The organism is Glutamicibacter sp. MNS18, from assembly GCF_026107515.2.
Taxonomy (GTDB): Bacteria; Actinomycetota; Actinomycetes; order Actinomycetales; family Micrococcaceae; genus Glutamicibacter.
Map to the genome: position 1 here is coordinate 21207 of NZ_JAPCHW010000020.1, position 20561 is coordinate 41767.

At 63.5% G+C, this 20561-nt stretch carries 20 protein-coding genes; 13 read left to right on the forward strand and 7 right to left on the reverse strand.

The window, feature by feature from the left end:
- Positions 1 to 67 precede the first annotated feature (67 nt).
- Both OK351_RS17130 and OK351_RS17135 read left to right on the forward strand, forming a co-directional pair.
- Positions 68 to 1756, forward strand: coding sequence for an ABC transporter transmembrane domain-containing protein (locus tag OK351_RS17130; protein ID WP_265161477.1), 1689 nt, complete (start codon positions 68 to 70; stop codon positions 1754 to 1756).
- The gene (locus tag OK351_RS17135) at positions 1753 to 3543 is read left to right on the forward strand and encodes an ABC transporter ATP-binding protein (RefSeq protein ID WP_265161479.1); all 1791 of its coding nucleotides are present in this window, start codon (positions 1753 to 1755) and stop codon (positions 3541 to 3543) included. Before OK351_RS17130 ends, OK351_RS17135 begins: the two co-directional genes overlap by 4 nt.
- Positions 3544 to 3732: 189 nt before the next feature.
- Here the strand turns inward: OK351_RS17135 and OK351_RS17140 are convergent, their stop codons facing one another.
- Complete coding sequence (locus tag OK351_RS17140) at positions 3733 to 3906, reverse strand: hypothetical protein (RefSeq protein WP_265161481.1); 174 nt, start codon at positions 3904 to 3906, stop codon at positions 3733 to 3735.
- 327 nt (positions 3907 to 4233) lie between these two features.
- On the opposite strand from OK351_RS17140, the gene OK351_RS17145 reads away from it, so the two are divergent.
- The 4 genes from OK351_RS17145 (at position 4234) to OK351_RS17990 (ending at position 7328) form a co-directional block, all read left to right on the forward strand.
- Entirely contained in the window at positions 4234 to 5325 is a 1092-nt protein-coding gene (locus OK351_RS17145) for an ABC transporter permease (RefSeq protein WP_265161483.1), read from the forward strand.
- Complete coding sequence (locus OK351_RS17150; protein WP_265161485.1) at positions 5322 to 6038, forward strand: ABC transporter ATP-binding protein; 717 nt, start codon at positions 5322 to 5324, stop codon at positions 6036 to 6038. Before OK351_RS17145 ends, OK351_RS17150 begins: the two co-directional genes overlap by 4 nt.
- A gap of 101 nt (positions 6039 to 6139) precedes the next feature.
- Positions 6140 to 6715, forward strand: coding sequence for a TetR/AcrR family transcriptional regulator (locus OK351_RS17155; protein WP_265161487.1), 576 nt, complete (start codon positions 6140 to 6142; stop codon positions 6713 to 6715).
- Between the two features lie 157 nt (positions 6716 to 6872).
- Positions 6873 to 7328, forward strand: a complete 456-nt coding sequence (locus OK351_RS17990) for an antibiotic biosynthesis monooxygenase family protein (RefSeq protein ID WP_371931489.1) — start codon at positions 6873 to 6875, stop codon at positions 7326 to 7328.
- Here the strand turns inward: OK351_RS17990 and OK351_RS17160 are convergent.
- From OK351_RS17160 to OK351_RS17185, 6 genes are all read right to left on the reverse strand, one after another.
- Complete coding sequence (locus OK351_RS17160) at positions 7267 to 8139, reverse strand: DUF1963 domain-containing protein (protein WP_265161489.1); 873 nt, start codon at positions 8137 to 8139, stop codon at positions 7267 to 7269. The genes OK351_RS17990 and OK351_RS17160 overlap by 62 nt on opposite strands.
- 320 nt (positions 8140 to 8459) lie before the next feature.
- Entirely contained in the window at positions 8460 to 9461 is a 1002-nt protein-coding gene (locus OK351_RS17165) for an AraC family transcriptional regulator (RefSeq protein WP_265161491.1), read from the reverse strand.
- 45 nt (positions 9462 to 9506) lie between these two features.
- The gene (locus OK351_RS17170; RefSeq protein WP_265161493.1) at positions 9507 to 10880 is read right to left on the reverse strand and encodes a carboxylesterase family protein; all 1374 of its coding nucleotides are present in this window, start codon (positions 10878 to 10880) and stop codon (positions 9507 to 9509) included.
- Between the two features lie 20 nt (positions 10881 to 10900).
- On the reverse strand, positions 10901 to 12112 hold the full coding sequence (locus OK351_RS17175) for an acyl-CoA dehydrogenase family protein (protein ID WP_265161495.1): 1212 nt from the start codon (positions 12110 to 12112) through the stop codon (positions 10901 to 10903).
- Between the two features lie 25 nt (positions 12113 to 12137).
- Positions 12138 to 12581, reverse strand: a complete 444-nt coding sequence (locus OK351_RS17180; protein WP_265161497.1) for a nuclear transport factor 2 family protein — start codon at positions 12579 to 12581, stop codon at positions 12138 to 12140.
- Positions 12578 to 13114, reverse strand: a complete 537-nt coding sequence (locus tag OK351_RS17185; protein ID WP_265161500.1) for a cupin domain-containing protein — start codon at positions 13112 to 13114, stop codon at positions 12578 to 12580. Before OK351_RS17185 ends, OK351_RS17180 begins: the two co-directional genes overlap by 4 nt.
- Before the next feature lie 263 nt (positions 13115 to 13377).
- On the opposite strand from OK351_RS17185, the gene OK351_RS17190 reads away from it, so the two are divergent.
- The 7 genes from OK351_RS17190 (at position 13378) to OK351_RS17220 (ending at position 20017) form a co-directional block, all read left to right on the forward strand.
- The gene (locus OK351_RS17190; protein WP_265161502.1) at positions 13378 to 13878 is read left to right on the forward strand and encodes a flavin reductase family protein; all 501 of its coding nucleotides are present in this window, start codon (positions 13378 to 13380) and stop codon (positions 13876 to 13878) included.
- Positions 13879 to 14135: 257 nt separating this feature from the next.
- Positions 14136 to 14567 carry a hypothetical protein gene (locus OK351_RS17195; RefSeq protein ID WP_265161504.1) on the forward strand — a complete coding sequence of 144 codons (432 nt, stop codon included), beginning with the start codon at positions 14136 to 14138 and terminating at the stop codon, positions 14565 to 14567.
- A gap of 244 nt (positions 14568 to 14811) precedes the next feature.
- Positions 14812 to 16314 carry a fumarylacetoacetate hydrolase family protein gene (locus OK351_RS17200; RefSeq protein WP_265161505.1) on the forward strand — a complete coding sequence of 501 codons (1503 nt, stop codon included), beginning with the start codon at positions 14812 to 14814 and terminating at the stop codon, positions 16312 to 16314.
- Positions 16314 to 16973, forward strand: coding sequence for a GntR family transcriptional regulator (locus tag OK351_RS17205; protein ID WP_265161507.1), 660 nt, complete (start codon positions 16314 to 16316; stop codon positions 16971 to 16973). The genes OK351_RS17200 and OK351_RS17205 overlap by 1 nt, the downstream gene beginning before the upstream one ends.
- A 41-nt stretch (positions 16974 to 17014) precedes the next feature.
- Positions 17015 to 18520 (forward strand): 5-carboxymethyl-2-hydroxymuconate semialdehyde dehydrogenase, encoded by a 1506-nt coding sequence (gene hpaE / locus OK351_RS17210; RefSeq protein ID WP_265161509.1) that lies wholly within the window; start codon positions 17015 to 17017, stop codon positions 18518 to 18520.
- 34 nt (positions 18521 to 18554) lie between these two features.
- Positions 18555 to 19652, forward strand: coding sequence for a 3,4-dihydroxyphenylacetate 2,3-dioxygenase (hpaD, locus tag OK351_RS17215; RefSeq protein ID WP_265161511.1), 1098 nt, complete (start codon positions 18555 to 18557; stop codon positions 19650 to 19652).
- Positions 19653 to 19801: 149 nt separating this feature from the next.
- Positions 19802 to 20017, forward strand: a complete 216-nt coding sequence (locus OK351_RS17220; protein ID WP_265161513.1) for a hypothetical protein — start codon at positions 19802 to 19804, stop codon at positions 20015 to 20017.
- Positions 20018 to 20561 lie beyond the last annotated feature (544 nt).

The window sequence follows — 20561 nt, forward strand, 5'->3', positions numbered from 1 at the left end:
CTAGGCCATGTAGCTTAGCCTAAGCTAAGTGATTTACGGCTCCCATTAATAGCATAATATGGAACCCATGTCTTCCACTTACCTCAACGGCAGGTCACTGCTGGGCTCGGTACTGCGGGCCGAACGCAAGTCGATTATCTTCGCGGTGCTCCTGCTCTCCTGCTGGTCCGCAGGTGAAGCCCTGGTTCCGGCGGTCATCGGCGCCACCATCGACGAGGCGATCGGCTCGCGCGAACTTCCCCTGTTGTTACTGTGGATTGCGATCCTCGGAGCCTGCTTCGCCATGCTCAGCTTCGGCTACCTCTTCGGCTCGCGCTTCGGCAACCAGGCCATGAACCGGCAGACCCACCGGCTGCGCGGGCTGATCACCGGCCGGGTGCTGGATCCGGGGTACCGTCCCGAGCGCCAGCGGATGCCCGGGGAGATTTCCACCATCGCCACGGTGGACACCGATGTGGCCTCGATGGTGATCCGTCAGGCCTGCCTGGGCATCTCCTCGGTTCTCGGCTTGCTGGTCTGCGCCGGCTACCTGCTTTGGGCCAACTGGCTGGTGGGAGTGGCGGTGCTGGTTATTGCGCCGCTGGCCATGTTCACCCTGCGTTGGCTCACCCCGCGCCTGTCACGCACCACCCACCAGATGCAGGCCGATATCGCCGCTTCCGGGGCCGCGGCCGCGGACATCATGTCCGGGGTCGAGGTGCTGCGCGGTATCGGCGGGCAGGCCACAGCCACCGGCTGGTATACCGCCCGCAGCCGCAAGGCCACCCAGGCCGCCATCGACTCGGCTTCAGCCTCCGGGCGCATGGATGCCGCCCAGGTGGTCATCTCCTCCTCGGTGCTGCTGGTGGCCACGGCGCTCAGCGCCCAGCAGGTGCTGGCCGGGAATATGAGCGTCGGTTCGATCGTCGGGGTGCTGGGAGTCGCCGCGTTCCTGGCCACCCCGTTGGGCATGGCGGTGAATTTCGTCCAGGCCTACACCCGCTCCCAGGCAGCCGCCGAACGCATCACCGACCTGCTGGCCGAGTCCCTCCCCCACACCGGGACCATGCAACTCCAGCCTCGATCGGACGCCGCGTTGCTGCTCACGCTGGAGAACGGCCAGGGTGAACGGATTTCCCTGCCGGTATCCCCCGGCCGCTTCTCGGTACTGGTGTGCGCCGATCCCGCACTACAGGGACAGGTCAGGGACGCCATCTCGACCCTGGTCCCGGGACGCTTGTTCCTGGACGGAACGGATGTCACCGACATCCAACGCGAACACCTGCCGCAGGTGCTGCGGGTGGTGCCCCACGAGGCCGTGCTGTTCTCCGGGAGCATTGCACAGAACATCTTCGGCCAGGACACCGAAGCCACCACGGCCAGCCGTGAGCTGATGGCCGCCTCCGGGGTGGACCAGCTGTTGGAGATCTTCGAGGATGGCCTGGCACACCGGGTCGAGGGAGCCGGGACCAACCTCTCGGGCGGACAGCGCCAGCGTGTGGCCCTGGCCCGTGCCCTGGCCGGTGGTCCGCTGCCGCGGATCCTGAACGATCCGACCAACGCGGTGGACTCGGTCACCGAGGCGCAGATCGCCGCGGGCATCCGCGAGCTGCGTGCCACCGGTGAGCAGGGCACCCTGCTGGTGGTGTCCACCTCCCCGAACCTGCTGCATGCCGCCGACGAGGTCATTTTCATTGACGCCCACGGCTCCGTGCGTACCTCCACCCACCAGACCCTGGCCGCCCAGCACGACTACGAACAGGTGGTCTCGCGATGAGCCCGACCGTCACCGCAACCTCCGTCCCGGCACCCGAACCGGGCAACGCACTGCCCACCGCCAGCAGCACGCAGGCGTGGGCGGCACTGCGCCGCGGGTTGAAGGCACGGCGCGGCACCCTGCTGTTGGCCATGCTGGCCGCGCTGGGAGCCAGCGCGTGCGCCATGGTGGCCCCCTTCGCCATCGGCTGGCTGGTCGATACCCTGCTGGGGGACGCGAACATCTCCACCATCTACCTGTTGCTCGGGTTGATGGCGTTGGCACTGCTCGCTGGGGCCGGGTTGACGTGGCTCTCGCGCTGGCTCTTTGCCAAGGTGGCCGAACCCGCGGTGGGCCAGCTGCGCGAGGACGCCGTGGACCACGCCCTGCACCTGGAATCCGGCATCCTGGAACGCGCCGGCTCCGGCGAACTGGTCTCCCGGGTTTCGGATGATTCACGGCTGGTCTCCGCTGCTGTGGCCGGGCTGTTGCCCACCTTCCTCTCTGCGGCGACCCTGCTGGTGCTCTCGGTTCCGGGCCTGTTCACCCTGCATTGGGCGTTGGGGCTGGCCGGGCTGGTGGCCATCCCGCTCTACTGGCTGTCGTTGCGCTGGTACCTGCCGCGCAGTGCCCCGCTCTACCAGCGCGAACGGGAGATCCTTTCGCGGCGCACCAGCTTGTTCCTTGATGCCATCAACGGGCGTCATATGCTGCAGGCCCAGGGGTGGGAACAGCAGGAAATCGGCAGGATCAACCAGGCCAGCGATGACTCGCGGCAGACCGCGGACACCGTCTTCCGCATGCTCACCCGCTTCTTCGCCCGCAACAACCGGGCCGAATTCGTGACCATGGCCGCACTCCTGGCCACCGGCTTCTTCCTGGTCTCCGGCGGCTACGCCTCCGTGGGTGCGGTGACCACCGCGGCCCTGCTCTTCCACCGGCTGTTCGACCCGATTTCCGAAGTGGTGACCCTCTTCGACATGATCCAGGAAGCGGCCATCGCCCTGCGCCGCGTGGCCGGGGTTCTCACCTCCCCGCTGCGCGCACCACTTCCGGGCAAGGAGCACCAAACGCAACCCGAGCCCGGATTGTCCATGCACGGCATCAGCCACAGCTTCGACGGGAAAACCACGGTCCTGGACCGCGTGGATATCTCCGTGGCCCGTGGTGAGGTCCTGGCCCTGGTGGGTGCCACCGGTGCCGGAAAGACCACCGCCGCCCGGCTGCTGGCAGGCATCCTGCCCGCGGGACACGGCGAGGTACTGCTGGACGGGCAACCCCTGGATTCACTGGAACTCCCGATTCTGCGTCGGCAGGTCGTCTTGGCTTCCCAGCACACCCACATCTTCGCCGGGACGGTGCGCGAGAACCTCACCCTGGGAGCAGCATCGGGGCGGATCACCGAGGCAGACATCATGGTGGCCATCGACCACTGCCAGGCCGAGTGGATCCATTCACTGCCCGAAGGATTGGCCACCGTACTGGGCTCGGACGCGCACCAGCTCAACCCGCACCAGGCCCAGCACCTGGCCCTGGTCCGGATCCAGCTGCTGGATCCGGACTTTGTGGTGCTTGATGAGGCAACCGCTGAGTCGGGCTCCTCGAATTCCAAGGTGTTGGATGCCGCTGCTGCTGCAGTGATCGAGGAACGCGGCGCGTTGGTCATCGCCCACCGCCTGTCGCAGACCCGTCTGGCGGATCGGATCATGGTCATGGAACACGGCCGGGTCATCGAATCCGGGACCCATGATGAATTGGTTGCCGCCAATGGCCGCTACGCGCAGCTCTGGGAGGCGTGGGAGGGATAATCAGCGTTCCGTATCGATGCCGCAGAATGCAGGACTCTGCCCATCGTCAGATCGCGCGTGCTCAAGTGATCCCGTGGGATCAGTTCAGTTCTTGCAAGGATGCCGGTACGCATTCATTTGGACTCAGTCGCGATCGACCGTGCCGTCGCTGTCGCACCACGATTTCGCGAGGACAATACTTCACGAATATCAGTTCTTGAAGTCCACTTCGGAGGTCGGCATGTGTTCGTTATCAACGATCACATACCCCAGGGCTTCTACGGCCGCGGTAAGGGAAAGTTCTTGCCCCGCCAGCCAGGAGCGCGGTCCAGCGGCACCGAAAATGAAGTACCCGTATTCTCGTTCCGGACCGCTGAAACGCAAGAACGAGCAGATGCCACCCTTACCTGCCTTATCGACATCCTCCGCCAGTGATTGAAATTCCGCGTAATCTTTTCAGCCCCAGTCATTTCGGCAGCCAAAAATTGATCCTATACGATGTTCTCGACAGACCGTCAGGAAAGTAGGGGGATCCCCCTACTTGACCTTGATCACATTTTCGCAGGAATTATCACCCCCACCCACTCATCCTGACATAGTGTTGGCATCATATCGACATGATGTCGATAAAGTACTGACCCCTACATAAGGCCACTGATTATGTTTCTTGCGTTAAGAGAGCTGGCGTTTGCCAAAGGACGCTTCAGCCTCATGGGAGCGGTCATCGCGCTCATTGCCGTGCTCACCGTCATTCTCTCCGGGCTGTCCTCAGGACTGGTCAACGACGGTGTCTCGGGATTGAAGTCCATGCCTGTCTCCGCATTCGCCTTCGATGAGGGAACCAAGACTGATAACGCGTTCTCCCGCTCAGTCGTCGAGCAGGAGCAGGTCGCGTCCTGGTCCGAACAGCCCGGCATCGAACAGGCAACTGCAATGGGCAGCTCCATGATGAACGCCACCACCGATGACGGCACCCAGGTCGACGTCGCGGTCTTCGGCGTCGATCCATCCTCCTTCCTCTCCCCCGCGGTCTCCGACGGCCGCCAGCTGGGCGCTGTGGACGGTCTGGTCGTGTCCGAAACCATGCGTGAAGCCGGAGTGGAAATTGGCACCGTGCTCACCATGGATCGGATCGACACCGAGCTGACCGTTATTGGGTTCACTGAAGGTCAGGCCACCTTCGGCCACGTCGACATCGCCTACGCACCGCTATCGACCTGGCAGCTGATCGCCGCCGGTCAGGCGCCGGCAGGAGCACCGACCCAGCAGGACATCAACGGCCTTGACTTCAACTACAGCAGCGTCGTGGCCTTGCAGTACGCCGACGGAGCCGAGGTTGATCTGGCCGCCGGCGATGCGGCAGCCAACACCACCAGCAAGAGCCTGAGCGAATCGTTCAACTCTTCCCCCGGCTACGAAGCCGAAACCCTGACGCTGAGCATGATCCAGGTCTTCCTCTACGCCATCTGCGGCTTGGTTGTCGGAGCATTCTTCTCGGTGTGGACGATCCAGCGGAAACAGGAAATCGCGGTGCTGCGTGCCATCGGCGCTCCCGTACGCTACCTCCTTCGCGATGGTGTCACCCAGGCAGCCCTGCTGCTGATGATCTTCACTGCCCTGGGAATCGGGGCGGGCCTCGGTCTCGGTGCCGCAATGCCAGCAGGCATGCCGTTCGCACTGGAAGGTGGCCCGATTGCCATCGCAGCCGCCCTGACCATCACCCTGGGGCTGGTCGGAGCCGTGATCTCCATTATCCGCATCGCCCGCATTGATCCACTGACCGCACTCGGAGGTAACCGATGAGCCAGCAAACCCAACAAAGTCCCGCCATCCACAACCCATCGAACACCGATTCCGGGCTCGCACTGACCGATGTATCCCTGGAATTGGGTGACGGCGCCCAGAAAGTACGGGTCCTCGATCACGTCAACCTCCACGTACCTGATGGGGAATTCGCCGCCATCGTCGGCCCTTCGGGATCAGGAAAGTCCTCGTTGCTTGCGGTCGCCGGCGCACTTTCGCTGCCCGATACCGGATCCGTCAAGCTCCGCGGCCACGAACTCACGACACTAAGCTCCAAGCAGCGCGCACGCCATCGCCTGCAGGATGTGGGTTTTGTCTTCCAATCAGGAAACCTGATTCCGTCGCTGACCGCCGCCGATCAGCTGCGCATGGTCAACCTCCTGGCCAAGGGGCCGCGCAACTTCGACCCCATGCCTCTGCTGGAGGCTGTCGGCATGTCGCACCGCGCCAAGCACCGCCCAGGGCAGCTCTCCGGCGGCGAGCGCCAACGCGTCGGCATTGCACGGGCACTGGTGACCAAGCCGGCCGTGATGCTGCTTGACGAGCCCACCGCCGCCTTGGACAGCGCCCGCAGCCACGAGGTGGTAGGCCTGCTGGCTCAACGCGCCCGCGACATGGGTATCGCGACCGTCATGGTCACCCATGACCACGGGATGCTGGACCAATGCGATGTCATCTACGAAATGAACGACGGCACCCTCACGCGCAAGTAGCAGTATCCGCACGCACGGCGGCAGGAATCCAGCATCCCTGCCGCCCTCGGTGTTTTCCGGTAACCTGAGAGCCAACCTGAATGGAGCCTAAGAAGAGCACAATGCCACGAATCAGCGCTTCCAGTGTCGCGGAGCACAGAGCCAACCAAGAACGCGCCATCATGGACGCAACCTTCGCCCTGCTGCATGAAAAAGGCGTTCCACCGACTTTGGCGCAAGTGGCACAACGGGCAGGACTATCGCGGACATCGATCTACCAATACTACAAATCGCCCCAGGAACTACTTCGCGCCGCGGCGCGCGAAGTGTACCCGCGGTGGATTGCCCGCGTCACCGCGGCGGTGGATAACGCAGCAACACCGCAACAAGCCGTCCTGGCCTACGCCAACGCCTGCGTTGACCAAGTGGCTGAGGGTGGTCATGCGGTAGGTACCGCCTTGGCCTCATTTGCCCCCGACGGGCCGCTGGATGACCAGGCCGAACAGATGCACGCCTCCGCGCGATTGCCACTGCTCAACGCCCTTGAGCAACTTCACCTCGATGACCCGGATGCAATTGCCGACCTGGTCATGTCGGTGATCCATGCCGCCGGGCACATGGCAGACCAGGGCATCGACCTGGATACGGTACACAACCATCTGGCCACCATGCTCGGCCACATAGGAACCAAACACTAGGCTCGCCCACGGGTCTTCCTGCACCCAGACCCAGGGCCACAGGATCCTCCCGGAGAAACTTGAGGTGCACTAAAGTGCCAGGGTGTAAATTTAAACGACATTGTGTCAGTAAGATTCATGTGTCACCCCCTCCCAGAAAGGCAACCCCTCGTTCGTTATCACCAACCGCATTGATGTCACCGCAGACGCCGCAGAAGCCTTCGAAAAGGCGTTCATCGACAGCATGCGCTCCACCCTTTCCGGGGTTCCAGGACTCAAGCGCACCACCTTGATGCGCCCCGAGACCGAAGGCCTGCCCTATGTTTCGACCATGGAATTCGACAGCCGCGGGGATTTCATGGCCTGGCCCAAATCCGATTCCTTCAAGGCCTCACACTCCGATAAGCAGGCCCCCGGCATGCGGCCCCCAATGCGGTCGAACAGCACACCGTCATCGAGGAAATCAACTCCTGAAGGTGACCTGCCGTGGGTGAAACGCCGCTTCGCGGGGCCGGGGCCGGCTAGTTTCCTGCACGGCGTTCACCCACCTGCCCTCCGGATGATACGTGAGCTTAGTGATCGGTACGGATCATGCACCATGCCTGGTCAAAGTTCCGTGCGTCCAGATCGCTAGAGCGCATCCACACCTCGAAACTTCCGGCATCCCCGAACCACCCCTCGAAGAAGGTCCAGCTCTCAAGGCCAAGAACCAAGATGTAGGAATCCCCTGGCCCGGCCAGGGGTCGCACCTTGTCGAGCACCGCCTGGGCGTACCCCGTCCCCGCGTCGCTGTGCCCATACATATGGGAAATTGGGAATACCGGGGGCTCAACTGAACTCACTGCGCGACGCCAGGCGGTCCATGCAGCGTTCAGTTCCTCTTCGACACGTTCGGCAGCTTCGAATGTGGCATCGTCGCTGTCGGTGAAGTCAACAGCGCGCGGCACGCTAAATCCGGTCCCAAGAAGTACCGGCTGGCAAACATCAGTTGGCAAATCCAGATCATCCGGCGCACTGACTAGCGGCGGGAATTCTTCGCCAGCCAACGGGAGATACCGCACCAGCCACCCACCGGTTCCCACGTCCTCCGGATTGCCGTAGGTTCCCAAGTGATGGAACACTTCAAGATAACCCGATTCGGGTAATCTCGCGCTTGGTTCGGGCCAATTCGGTTCGGTGATATCCGACGATTCCAGCAATGCTTGGGCTTCACCGAGATTAATCGTCGCAATATGCGCCAGTGGTTCACCGGATGCGGTCCTTGGCCACTGCTCCACAGGCCCCAGCGCCGGCCCGCCAAGCCATGACAGTTCACCCAGCTCGGCTCTTTCTGCAAGGATCCTGTCTACGCCGGCATCGTACTGATCAAGCAGCAACACGGTGAATTTCAGATCCTTGCCAAGGAATCCAGCATTGATCTCAGTCGAGTTGAGCCAAGCATCCATGCTCTTTCGGGAGGATGCTGTGATTTTCGTTTTTGGTAGCCTTTGCACCCGATCATTCTTCCATCGTCCTGGTGTGGCGCCTACAGCTTGACGGCACCGTGCCTCAGCACAATCCATTGCTACCGGTGAAGCTCCATCCGTAGGTGCTTCGCCGACCAGCACGCAACCGTGGTTCCCCTCCAAATCCTTATTGCTTTCGATCACAGCCCTGAGGTCAGGGCAATGACCAATATCTCGGGCATCCTCTCGAAGAATCGCTTCTCCATGGTCGCAGTCCTGGACGGAGCGTCTGTGGACTGGTTTCGGGGAGCATTGGCCGCTCAGCGTTTGAGCGTCTCGGAAGGCAGCTCACCGAAGGTTTCGCGGTATACCGCGGAGAACCGACTGAGGTGGGCAAACCCCCACCGGGTGGCGACCTCCGCGATGGTTGTCGTCACTGGTGTCGCGGCGTAGAGATCCCGGTAGGCGCCCCGCAATCGAACTTGCTGGAGGTATCCCATCGGGGTGGTCTGCATCTTCTTCTGGAATGCGGTAGACAAAGTCCGCGCGCTGAGCCGGGCGGCATGGGCCAAGTCCACCATGCGCCAGGTGCGCTCGGGTGCTTCTTCCAACATCGCGACCACAAGATCCACCGCATCGGATTCCGCGACTGGACCCCTGGCACGTTGCTGCACCGGGTTCTGCCACTGGTTAGCCACTAAGCCCAGCACAATGGTGTCGGCCATGCGGGAACTGACCAGTGAGTTGGCCGTCAACGTGCTGTTGAGCTGGATACCCTGCACCATTGACCGCACCAGACCAAACCAGGACCGCTGGGCCGGTTGGGTGAAATCCATCGCGGGACGCAATTGCATGGCTTCGTGTGGACGGTGACCACTGAGTGCGAAGGCCGCGCCTTCCAGCGTGTGCCGCGGAATGTAGAGCACCAGCTTTGCCGTGTCGCTGGCCCACTCCATCTCCAGGCTATTGTCGGGGCCGGCAATCGAGCCCATGCGTTGGTGGGTGTCGATCGCTGTGCCATCGATGCGATCAAGTGCCGCTCCATGCAACGGAATCTGGACTAACGCGAAGTCCTCCAAGGCGCCGGGCGAGATGCGGACCCGGGCACCGTAGCTCATGAAGTAGAGGCCGATCCCGCCGGCCAGGGTGCCGTTGTGCGTGAGACGGAACTGCCGGGCGGAGTCGCTGACCTGCAAGCCGTGCTCACGATAGGTCTGGCTGACGCGGGACCGGGCTTCCTCCGGATCGCCGGTGGAAACGATGGGATGACGATCGAACATCGGCACACTCCTTAAATCGTGATCCTCAGTGGTACTGGCCATCAGCGGCGCCGCGCGCGGTCCGGGAACAATCGGACCGGACGCCTACTATGCTCCCAGCATTCGCCGGTCCGGGGAAGATTGCCCGGACCCGAATTCCAGCAGGTCCTCGCGCAATTCCCGACTCCATCGCCGCATCATTTCGGTATCGATGCCGTCAAGCATGGGTGCATCGTGCCAGTCCGGGAAGTTCCCGAACTGGAACGGCAAATCGAAACAGTGCGGGCCGCCGACCCCCGGCAGGGCGCTGGTGCCCGCGAACCGACGCAGCACCACTTTCCTGCCCTGTTGCCGACATGCGGAAGCGATCGCGTCGGCTTGTTGCCCGAAGGCCAGCCAGGACGAATACCGGATGATATCTGCCGATTGCCTCGCGACGGCCGAGCTCTCGGGCGGCAACGCCTCGTGCGGCCAGGGGGATTCACGCCCCGTGCCAAGTGCCTGGTGAGCGAGCTGTCGTAGCAACTGGCCACGCTGGCGCGCATCCAGGGTCTCCAGAGCCAGGAACGGGCTCATCTCATGGGAGGTGTCGCGCACATACACCTGCTGGACATGCAACCTCCGCACGGCCTCGTGCAAGGCGGCGGCACCGCGGGCTGGGGCCGGTACGGAAGGCAACAGCATCGGAGGCATCATGCCTGGATCCCGGGGCACAGTGGACAGCGTGGCCGCCGTGGCGCGCATTAGTTCGGGATAGCGGTCCGGATCGGTGAGCAGCTCGGGGTCCTGTCCGGTGACGGTTCGCGTGAAGTCCGCTCTGCGGGCCTGGGACCACGGCTCGATCTGGGGCATGCTCCACAACGCCACCTGGCGCATCAGCCCGCGGGCGCGTGGATCCTGCGCCAGCATCCATGCGTACCAGGCCCCGGCGGACTGCCCGGCGACGGTGATATTCCGGATATCTGCCCCATAGTCGGCAGCATGGTCCCGGACCCATCGCAAAGCCAACACCAGCTCATCAAACGGCCGGTGCGGTTCCCGGCCCGTCGCCAGGTGGCCGGCCGGACCCAGCCGATAGTTCACGGTGATGACCACCATCCCCTCGACGGCCAACTCCGTGCCCCGGTACCAGCGGGCGGCACCGGCGCCGCTGGACCAAGCTCCGCCGTGCAGGAAGACCACTACCGGAAGGTCCCTGCCCGTTGCCGGGGCGAACACATTGAGAAAAAATGCGTTGTGGTCCTGCGGGTTTTCTTCCACGCCAGGTCCCATCAATTTAGCTAGCCGGCTCGGCAGCTGCGGGAACACCGCCACGTCCCTGAGGTCGCTGGGGCGCGGTTTCCGGGAGCCGGACACCGGCACCGGCACCGGCGAAGAAAACGCATCACCCGGTGTGGACAGCGCCGCGTACCGGATACCGAGATGGCTGACCGTTGCGGTATCCGGCGGCGGGGCAACAGCTCGTTGGCTGGATGGAACCATGCTCCATTCCTTGCGCTGCATTAGACGATCGGTGCGGGCGGTTCCAGGCCCAGGTACCCGGCCCCGCCGATCTCGTAGCCCAGTGGGCTGGCTACCAGCGCATGGCGCGTTCCGGTGTTGATATCCCGCCACAACCGGCCTACGGGGTTGGTGTCGGCAAAGAGGGCGGTGCCGTACAGCCACGCCAGGTCGTTGGCCGCGTCGGTCAGGCTGTGGGCGGCGTGCGCCACGTCGTTGCGGCAGCGGGCCCGGTCGGCCGGGGACAACGGGTTCGGTTCCCGCGAGGCCGCGTCGACGCTTTTGGCGGAGCGTTCCAACAGCAACCCCGCACCATCGATCTTCGCCCGGACCTCGCCCAGGCCCCGGACAAAGGCCTCGGAGGTGGTTTGCGGCCGATAGTTCGAGTAGGTGATGCCGCGCTGGTGGGCCTGCTCGGCTACCAGTTCCAGCAATGCGTCCGCGGCACCCAGTGACGGGGCGGCGATGGCGGTGGACATGGTGGACACCGGGGCCAGCCGCTGGATGTCGAGGGCATCGGGCAGGGTCTCCGCGGCAGGTCCGAGCAGCTGGTCTGCGGTCACTATTTGGTCTTCCGGGATCCATCCCTCGCTCACCGCCAGGGTGTTGCTTCCGGTGCCGCGCATCCCAATGGTCTGCCAGGTATCCAGCACCTCCCACTGATCTTCGCGCACCAACGCATAGCCGGGCACCGCCTCGCCGTCGGGGGTTTGCTGTATCGGAACCACGACCACCGCCCACTGGGCATGCAAGCTGTTGGACGCAAACGGCCACTTCCCGCTGATGCGGTAGCCGTCTGCTTCCCGGACGGCGTGGCCGCCCTGGCTGACAATGATCGAGGACATGCGCACCGGTCGACCGGATCCGAAGATCCGGTCGATGGACGTCTGGGGGAAGCGCAGGGCCAGCATCGCCGATCCATTGGAAATCACGGTGACCCAGGAGGCCGCCGGATCGAATCTGCCGATGAGTCGTGCAACGTCCACCAGATCGGCGGCGCCTGCTCCCAATCCTCCGAAACGCTCGGGGATCAGAAGTGAGAACGCGCCGGCGGCTTCCAACGCATCCATGGATTCGTCCGGAACGCGTCGGTCGCGGTCGGCGGCGATGGCGTTGGACCGCAGCAGTGGGCCAATCTCGTGAATCCGTTCGATCACCTCGGTGATTGAGGTACGCGGCACGTTGCCAAGGTGGTGTGGGCTTTCAATGCTCATGGGATGCAACTCCTTGAAGTGGTGGTTAGAAACCGAAGGCTTCTTTGACCTCGGCCAGGTCCATGTATTCGCGGCCCGAAATGATCTGGCCGCCCTTGATCTGAAGCACGTCCACGATGTGGTTTTCAAATATTTTCCCGTCAGTGGTGACGGCGGATTCAAACAACTCGATGACGCCGACCCCGGCTTTTTCATCCACGTAGCTGCCACTGCGTTTCATGTCCAGTGATCCGGGTTGAAACGAGGCGTCCAGTGCAGCCAGCAGTTCGTCGAAGAACCCCTGCCATCCGGTGTAGGTCTTGGCTAGTGGAACAGTGCGTCCCACGACGGTCCACTGGATGTCCGGGGAAATGATCGCCTTGAGTCGTTCACGGTCCCCGGTGCTGTGGGCCGCCCAGAACCTGTCGATGACCTCCCGGGTGGTCGGTTCGGTGTTCGTGGTGGCGGTGCTGGTGGTGTTCGCGGTCATGACTGGATTCCTTGTTGGTGGCTGGCAGGCAGGTCGCCGGGGGCACCGAGCAGTCGTACTCCACCGGACGGGGCAACACGTTCAAGAGTTGCCACCGTTGCGGCATCGATTTGCCAGCCCTGCTCGGGAGCTTCGTATCCGGCCGGCGTGGCCACGGCATTGATCACCTTTTCGAACGAGGAAGAGGGTGAGAGGATCAGCAGCCAGGTGGCACCCTCTTCCGGGGAGGCCTGGAAGGTGTGGGCAACTCCCTTGGGCAGGATGACAAAGTCCCCTGCGGTGCCGATGATCTTCTCCTCTCCTTCCGCCCAGAAAGCAATGCGGCCCTGGGTGATGAAGAAGATTTCATCATCGTCGTCATGTTCATGCAGCGGAGGTTGCGACGACGGAGCCGCTTGGTAGTGGGCGATATAGAGTCCGTCGCGAGTCTGCTGACCGGTGGCCAGGGGTTGGACCAGATCGCCCAGGAACCACAGGGATTGGCGTTCCTCCTTGCGAACCAGGTGCACTCTTTCGGTTGTTTTGGCGTTCATGTCAATACCTTCCTTCGATGTGGCAGCGATCACATCCGGAGTCTATTCACGACTTCTCGCCTGCGGATATCCACTTTCTGTTTCGATGGCCACTTCGTGCATCGGCGCCGGAGGATCCCGGGGCGTTTGAGCCCAGTGCACCGAAAGTGGACACCGGTACACGCAGTGGATAGTCCGCTGGCCGAGCCAACTCATAGGCTGGGCGGCACCCGAGGGTGAACTGCACCACCGGGTCCCAGATGCATCGAGCAAGGAGCAAGACCATGACCAGAACCATGACCAGCCATACCGTGGACACCCGTGAGCTGCGCAATGCCTTGGGGAGCTTCGCCACCGGGGTTGCCGTCATCACCACCCTTGCTGCGGACGGGACGCCGGTGGGGGTGACAGCCAATTCCTTTGCCTCGGTGTCCCTTGATCCGCCGATGATTCTGTGGATGCCGGGACGCCACTTGCGTAGTCTCGATCACTTCAGGTCCGCTGGCAGGTTCGCCGTCAGCGTGCTGGCCAAAGACCAGGCCCCGCTTTCGCGTCGCTTCTCGACCCCCGGGGAGGAAAAGTTCCAGGGCCTGTCGGTGGCACAGGGACTGGGCGGCATTCCGCTCATCGAAGATGCCTTGGCCACGTTCGAGGCGAGCACCGCCACCCTGCACGAGGCCGGCGACCATTGCATCATCCTAGGCAACGTCGAACGCTTCTCGTACCGCGCCGGAGAACCGCTGGTGTTCCACGGCGGAGCCTACTGCGACCTGCTCGCTTCCTGAGGTTCCATAAGCACGGACGGCACGTCACCACACGACACCGGCGGCTAGGCCGCATCTGTCAATTCACCGTTTCAGGTACCCGAATCCACGCATCCGTGAAACTGCACAATATCCCTCATACTTCCCCCGGCCCAGGACCCCGTGTTCGCCCAGTGGCGCAGCAACAGCCATCCGAAGCTGGAACCCAGCTGTGCACTTTGTGGGAAGGCGCCACTCTCCCCTGCCCAGAGAATCATTCGGTGGCTACACTCGGCAGTATGGCCAGAATTTCTCGCTCACAGTCACCCGGCCTGCTTCGCACGGCCCTTGTCCTGTTGCCCTGCGCACTGTTACTCGCGGCATGCAGCTCAACCCCGGTCAGCGACGAACGCTTCAGGGGACTGCCCGACGGCATGGAGGGTGAGCAGCAAATGGACGCTCCCCTTGTCCAATGGAAAAACAAGCCTCAGTCCATCACGGTGACCACGTGGGGCTCTTCCTCGTGCCCGCCGGATGCCACCGACCTGGAATTGGGTGCGGAGAACAACCTGACCATCTATTTCGAATCCGAGACCGAGGGCGCCTGCACCGCGGACCTCGCCCCGACCACCCACGTCTTCACGCTGCCCGATGATGCCCAGCATTCGCCGCTGACGGTCAGGATCAACTCAGATGGCGTCACCAGTCCCGACCGGCATGTCCTGGACTAGCAGCTCCGGCTCTGATATGCACCCTTAGCCGAAGATCCCTCGCGGGCAAGCCACCCCAGTTACCGGTTGGCCCCGCAAGCCCCGGATTGCCGGCGCGGCTCACCGTTGCCCCGGGGCAAGGTGTGCCTCACGTACCCCGGGACAAGGCCACATTAATTGGAAACCAGCAGCACTTGACACCCACTGAGATTCGGAGCACACTAGATCGTATACGATTTGATGTACGACGGAAGTGGGAGAATCAATGAGCACCTCGGTTTCGGTGGACGAGACAACCTTCAGCCAGGCAGGTAAGGTCCTGGCCGTTCACCTGTCCTACGCCTCGCGGGCGGCGCAGCGCGGACGCACCCCGAAGTTCCCCAGCTACTTCATGAAGGCCTCCTCCTCCCTGGCTGTCTCCGGCTCCACCGTGGAGCGCCCGGCCGGCACCGAACTGCTCGCCTTCGAAGGCGAGATCGCCCTGATCATCGGCAAACCGGCCCGCCGTGTCTCGGTGGAGGACGCCTGGGGCCACGTAGGCCAGGTCACCGCCGCCAACGACCTGGGGGTGCATGACATCAAGTACGCCGACAAGGGTTCGAACATCCGTTCCAAGTCCGGCGACGGCTACACCCCGATGGGCCCTGCTTCCCTGGATGCCGCCGTGCTCGACCCGGCCAAGCTGCGCGTGCAGACCTGGGTCAACGGCCAGCTGGTCCAGGATGCCGATACCTCGGAGTTGCTCTTCTCCTTCGCCCAGATCGTCGCCGACCTGTCCCAGCAGATGACCCTGCTGCCCGGGGATGTCATCCTCACCGGCACCCCGGCCGGCTCCTCGGTCTTCTTCCCCGGCGATGTGGTCGAGGTGGAGGTCACCGACCTGCTCACCGGCAACAGCACCGGCAAGTTGAAGACCACCGCGGTGGAGGGCAGCGCCGGCTTCGCCTCCTTCGGCAACCAGCCCAAGGTCACCGAGAAGGACAAGGAAGACGCCTATGGCGACCGCGATTCGGCCGGCCTGGACCCGGTGATCACCGGCAAGTCCGTGCTCACCGACGAGGTCCGCGCCAAGCTGGAGGCCGTAGCCACCGCCACCATCTCCGCCACCCTGCGCAAGCTGGGACTGAACAACGTGAACATCGAGGTGCCCGGATCCACCAAGGGCATGCAGCGCGTGATCGGCACCGCCCGCACCCTGCGGTACGTCCCGAACCGCGAGGACCTGTTCAAGGCCCACGGCGGCGGCTACAACACGCAGAAGCAGTCCATCGACTCGCTCGGTGACGGGGAGATCCTGGTCATGGAGGCCCGCGGGGAGACCGGTTCGGCCACCCTGGGTGACATCCTGGCCCTGCGCGCCCACACCCTGGGCGCGGCCGGCATCATCACCGACGGCGGCGTACGCGATCTGGCGGCAGTCTCCGGGCTGGAAATCCCGGTGTTCTACAACGGCGCCCACCCGGCCGTACTCGGACGCAAGCACGTGGCCTGGGACAAGGACCTGACCGTGGCCTGCGGCGGGGTCACCGTGCAGCCCGGGGACGTGATCGTGGCCGACTCCGACGGCATCGTGGTCATCCCGCCGCACCTGGTCGAACAGGTCGCCAACGAGGCCATGGCCACCGAGAGCTCGGATGAGTTCATCTTCGCCATGGTCCAGCGCGGGCACATCATCGAGGGCCTGTTCCCGATGAATGCCGAGTGGAAGGCCAAGTACAACGCCTGGCAGGAAGCCGGCTCACCCGACCTGGCCACCTGGGACGTCTAATGAGCCCGTCCAAGTCCGAAGCGGCCTACGCGCTGGTCTCCGAACGGATCGGTAACGGGGCCTACTCCCCCGGCTATCGACTCGTGCTGGGGACCATCGCCGAGGAACTGGGTTGCTCGGTGGTCCCGGTGCGCGAGGCCATTCGGCGCCTGGAAGCCGAGGGCCTGGTGAACTTCACCCGCAATGTCGGGGCGACCGTGGCCCAGGTGGATGGCACCTTGTACCTGCACACCATGCAGACCCTGACGATCATCGAACCGGCGGCCACCGCCCTGGCCGCCCCGCTGATCGATGAGCGGATGCGGGCCGAGGCCCACCGGATCAATGACCAGATGCGCCAGTGCCTGGCGGCGTTCGACCCGGTGGCCTTCACCGAACTGAATACCGAATTCCACAGGTTGCTGTACTGCCAGTGCCCGAACCCGCACATCCTGGACCTGGTCCAGCGCGGGTGGCGGCGGCTGGCGGCCATGCGCGCCTCCTCCTTCTCGCATATCCCGCACCGGGCCGCGCAGTCCGTCGAGGAGCACCAGCACCTGCTGGAACTGCTTGATGACAACGCCAGCGCAGCGCAGATCGAGCAGGCGGCCCGGGCCCACCGGACCAATACGCTCAATGCGTACCTCAAGGCCGCGGGCATGGAGCCCTCGGCCATCTGACAACCACCTACGATTTCCTTCACCCGAAAGGTAGATACTGAATGAGCAAGCACTTTGTCCCGGAGAACCTGCCGAGCAAGATCCAGCACTACATCAACGGCGAATTCGTCGACTCGATCGGCGGCGAGACCTTCGAGGTCCTGGATCCGGTGACCAACAAGCCCTACGTGAACGCCGCCGCCGGCCAGAAGGCTGACATCGACGCCGCGGTCGCCGCCGCCACCGAGGCCTTCAAGAACGGCCCATGGCCGAAGATGAAGCCGCGCGAGCGCGCCAACGTGTTGTACAAGATCGCCGACGCCGTGGTGGCCCAGCAGGACCGCCTGGCCGAGATGGAAACCTTCGACACCGGCCTGCCGATCACCCAGGCCAAGGGCCAGGCCCAGCGTGCCGCGGAGAACTTCCGCTTCTTCGCCGACCTGATCGTCGCCCAGCACGATACCGCGCTGAAGGTTCCCGGCACCCAGCTGAACTACGTGAACCGCAAGCCGATCGGCGTGGCCGGGCTGATCACCCCGTGGAACACCCCGTTCATGCTCGAATCCTGGAAGCTGGCCCCCTCGATCGCCTCGGGCTGCACCGTGGTGCTCAAGCCAGCCGAGTTCACCCCGCTCTCCGCTTCGCTGTGGGCCACCATCTTCGAGGAGGCCGGACTGCCCAAGGGCGTGTTCAACCTGGTCAACGGCATGGGTGAGGAAGCCGGCGACGCACTGGTCAAGCACCCGGACGTGCCGCTGATCTCCTTCACCGGCGAATCCTCCACCGGCCAGCTGATCTTCCGCAACTGCGCCGAGAACCTCAAGGGCATGAGCATGGAGCTGGGCGGCAAGTCCCCGGCCATCGTCTTCGACGACGCCGACTTCGATGCGGCCATCGACTCCACCCTGTTCGGCGTATTCTCACTGAACGGCGAACGCTGCACCGCCGGTAGCCGCATCCTGGTCCAGCGCGGCATCTACGAGAAGTTCGTCGAAACCTACGCGGCGCGTGCCAAGAACATCAAGGTCGGCGACCCGCACGATCCGGCCACCCAGGTCGGCGCGCTGGTCCACCCGGAGCACTACGACAAGGTCATGAGCTACGTGGAGATCGGCAAGTCCGAGGGCCGCCTGGTCGCCGGTGGCGGACGCCCGGAGAACCTGCCCGAGGGCCAGGAGAACGGCTCCTACGTCGCCCCGACCGTGTTCGCCGATGTGTCCCCTGATGCCCGGATCTTCCAGGAGGAGATCTTCGGACCGGTGGTGGCCATCACCCCGTTCGACACCGACGAGGAGGCCCTGGAATTGGCGAACAACACCCGCTACGGGCTGGCCGCCTACGTGTGGACCAATGACCTGAAGCGGGCCCACAACTTCGCCCAGGACATCGAGGCCGGCATGGTGTGGCTCAACTCCCACAACGTGCGCGACCTGCGCAGCCCGTTCGGCGGCGTAAAGGCCTCGGGCCTGGGCCACGAGGGCGGCTACCGTTCGATCGACTTCTACACCGACCAGCAGGCCGTGCACATCACCCTGGGCGACGTGCACACCCCGAAGTTCGGCGCCTAACCACTAACATTCCTGCTTGCAAAGGAGCAACATCATGAGCAACGAAATCCCCAAGCCATCGGTTCCAGCCCCGGATATCCTGCGCTGCGCCTATGCCGAACTGGTGGTCACCGATCTGGCCAAGTCCCGCAACTTCTACGTGGACGTCCTGGGCCTACACGTGAGCTACGAGGACGATCAGCAGATCTACCTGCGCTCTTTCGAGGAATTCATCCACCACAACCTGGTGCTCACCAAGGGCCCGGTTGCCGCACTGAAGGCCATGGCCTTCCGCGTGCGCTCGACCGAGGAAGTGGATGCCGCCGAGGCCTACTACAAGGAACTGGGCTGCCGCACCGAACGCCGCAAGGAAGGCTTCGTACGCGGCATCGGCGATTCGGTGCGTGTGGAGGACCCGCTGGGCTTCCCGTACGAGTTCTTCTTCGAGACCACCCACGTCGAACGCCTGCACATGCGCTACGACCTGTACTCGGCCGGCGAACTGGTGCGCCTGGACCACTTCAACCAGGTGACCCCGGATGTGCCGCGCGGCCGCAAGTACCTAGAGGACCTGGGCTTCCGCGTCACCGAGGACATCCAGGATGACGAGGGCACCACCTACGCCGCCTGGATGCACCGCAAGGGCACCGTGCACGACACCGCCCTGACCGGCGGCAACGGCCCGCGCCTGCACCACGTGGCCTTCTCCACGCACGAGAAGCACAACATCATCCAGATCTGCGACAAGATGGGCGCCCTGCGCATCTCCGACCGGATCGAGCGCGGCCCGGGCCGCCACGGTGTGTCCAACGCGTTCTACCTGTACATCCTGGATCCGGATGACCACCGCATCGAGATCTACACCCAGGACTACTACACCGGGGATCCGGATAACCCGACCATCACCTGGAACGTGCACGATAACCAGCGCCGTGACTGGTGGGGCAACCCGGTTGTACCTTCCTGGTACACCGAGGCCTCGAAGGTGCTGGATCTTGACGGCAACGTTCAGGAAGTCATCGAACGCACCGATGATTCCGAACTGGAAGTCACCATCGGCGCCGACGGCTTCTCCTACACCCGTGCCGGGGACGAGGACGGCTCGTACCACGGCCAGGCCTCGAAGGGCTTCAAGCTGGGCAACCAGCTCTAGACCCCCGAACGACCAGCATCAGTCCGGTGCGGCATCACAAGGTTCTTCCCTGATCCTTGTAGTGCCGCACCGGGCTTTTGCCTTATCCAGAGCAGCAGGACACTGCTATTCGTCCCCCGGCTTACCTACAATCGAGACAGGAGGCAATCATGGGTACCGATCGATCCAAGAACATCGAGATCCGCAGCAGCGAGGGTCATGTGGAGATCGTCGGTATGGACGAAGCCGATGTCGCCGAGGCCATTGAGCTGTTCAGATTGGTCCGCCTCCGGCAAGCCGGTGCCCGCAACGCACTATCCGACCATGCTTCACGGGTCATGATTGACCAGGTCAGTACGTTGATGCCACGGGATTCGCAGCGCTAAATACGGCGAAGTGTCTCACTGAGAGCATCGAGCATCACAGAGCACGGGGCGGACACGCACACCCAGCTCGCCGAGATGCGGGGAATCGAGATGAGTTCTCTTCGAACCTGAGTTTCTCGTTTGTGCCAAGAGGATCGGATCTTCACCGTTGGGCATGCTGATAAGTCCCTGATCCCCGCGATATGACCAAGCGCACCGGACACCCTGGGCATGGCTGGTGAGCCCCACGGGGCTGCTGAACGGTGAAATACCTTCCGAAACGGTCAAGATCACCCCGCCACGCGCACTCCAGGCCGTACTCCGCCGAGCCGCGGAGTCGCACAGTCACCCGGACCCATGCCCTTAACCGGAGCTGTTCTGTCCAGGGCCCGGACTGTTCATATCCAGACGCGTGCCCCCTCGCCTGCCACCAATTGGTGAACAGGGGGTCTGCTGAAGGTTTGGTTGACACTTCGACCGCATCACCTCGATAAGGTGGTGCTCAAACGAAGGAAGACCCAATGCCTAAGAATGTCTACACCGATGAGTTCAAGCGCGACGCCGT

Bases quoted from the DNA above. Each gene is read 5' to 3' on its own strand.
- OK351_RS17130 (WP_265161477.1), top strand. From the start codon at position 68: ATGTCTTCCACTTACCTCAACGGCAGGTCACTGCTGGGCTCGGTACTG.
- OK351_RS17135 (WP_265161479.1), top strand. From the start codon at position 1,753: ATGAGCCCGACCGTCACCGCAACCTCCGTCCCGGCACCCGAACCGGGC.
- OK351_RS17145 (WP_265161483.1), top strand. From the start codon at position 4,234: ATGGGAGCGGTCATCGCGCTCATTGCCGTGCTCACCGTCATTCTCTCC.
- OK351_RS17150 (WP_265161485.1), top strand. From the start codon at position 5,322: ATGAGCCAGCAAACCCAACAAAGTCCCGCCATCCACAACCCATCGAAC.
- OK351_RS17155 (WP_265161487.1), top strand. From the start codon at position 6,140: ATGCCACGAATCAGCGCTTCCAGTGTCGCGGAGCACAGAGCCAACCAA.
- OK351_RS17160 (WP_265161489.1), bottom strand. From the start codon at position 8,139: ATGGATGCTTGGCTCAACTCGACTGAGATCAATGCTGGATTCCTTGGC.
- OK351_RS17165 (WP_265161491.1), bottom strand. From the start codon at position 9,461: ATGGCCAGTACCACTGAGGATCACGATTTAAGGAGTGTGCCGATGTTC.
- OK351_RS17170 (WP_265161493.1), bottom strand. From the start codon at position 10,880: ATGGTTCCATCCAGCCAACGAGCTGTTGCCCCGCCGCCGGATACCGCA.
- OK351_RS17175 (WP_265161495.1), bottom strand. From the start codon at position 12,112: ATGAGCATTGAAAGCCCACACCACCTTGGCAACGTGCCGCGTACCTCA.
- OK351_RS17180 (WP_265161497.1), bottom strand. From the start codon at position 12,581: ATGACCGCGAACACCACCAGCACCGCCACCACGAACACCGAACCGACC.
- OK351_RS17185 (WP_265161500.1), bottom strand. From the start codon at position 13,114: ATGAACGCCAAAACAACCGAAAGAGTGCACCTGGTTCGCAAGGAGGAA.
- OK351_RS17190 (WP_265161502.1), top strand. From the start codon at position 13,378: ATGACCAGAACCATGACCAGCCATACCGTGGACACCCGTGAGCTGCGC.
- OK351_RS17195 (WP_265161504.1), top strand. From the start codon at position 14,136: ATGGCCAGAATTTCTCGCTCACAGTCACCCGGCCTGCTTCGCACGGCC.
- OK351_RS17200 (WP_265161505.1), top strand. From the start codon at position 14,812: ATGAGCACCTCGGTTTCGGTGGACGAGACAACCTTCAGCCAGGCAGGT.
- OK351_RS17205 (WP_265161507.1), top strand. From the start codon at position 16,314: ATGAGCCCGTCCAAGTCCGAAGCGGCCTACGCGCTGGTCTCCGAACGG.
- hpaE (WP_265161509.1), top strand. From the start codon at position 17,015: ATGAGCAAGCACTTTGTCCCGGAGAACCTGCCGAGCAAGATCCAGCAC.
- hpaD (WP_265161511.1), top strand. From the start codon at position 18,555: ATGAGCAACGAAATCCCCAAGCCATCGGTTCCAGCCCCGGATATCCTG.
- OK351_RS17220 (WP_265161513.1), top strand. From the start codon at position 19,802: ATGGGTACCGATCGATCCAAGAACATCGAGATCCGCAGCAGCGAGGGT.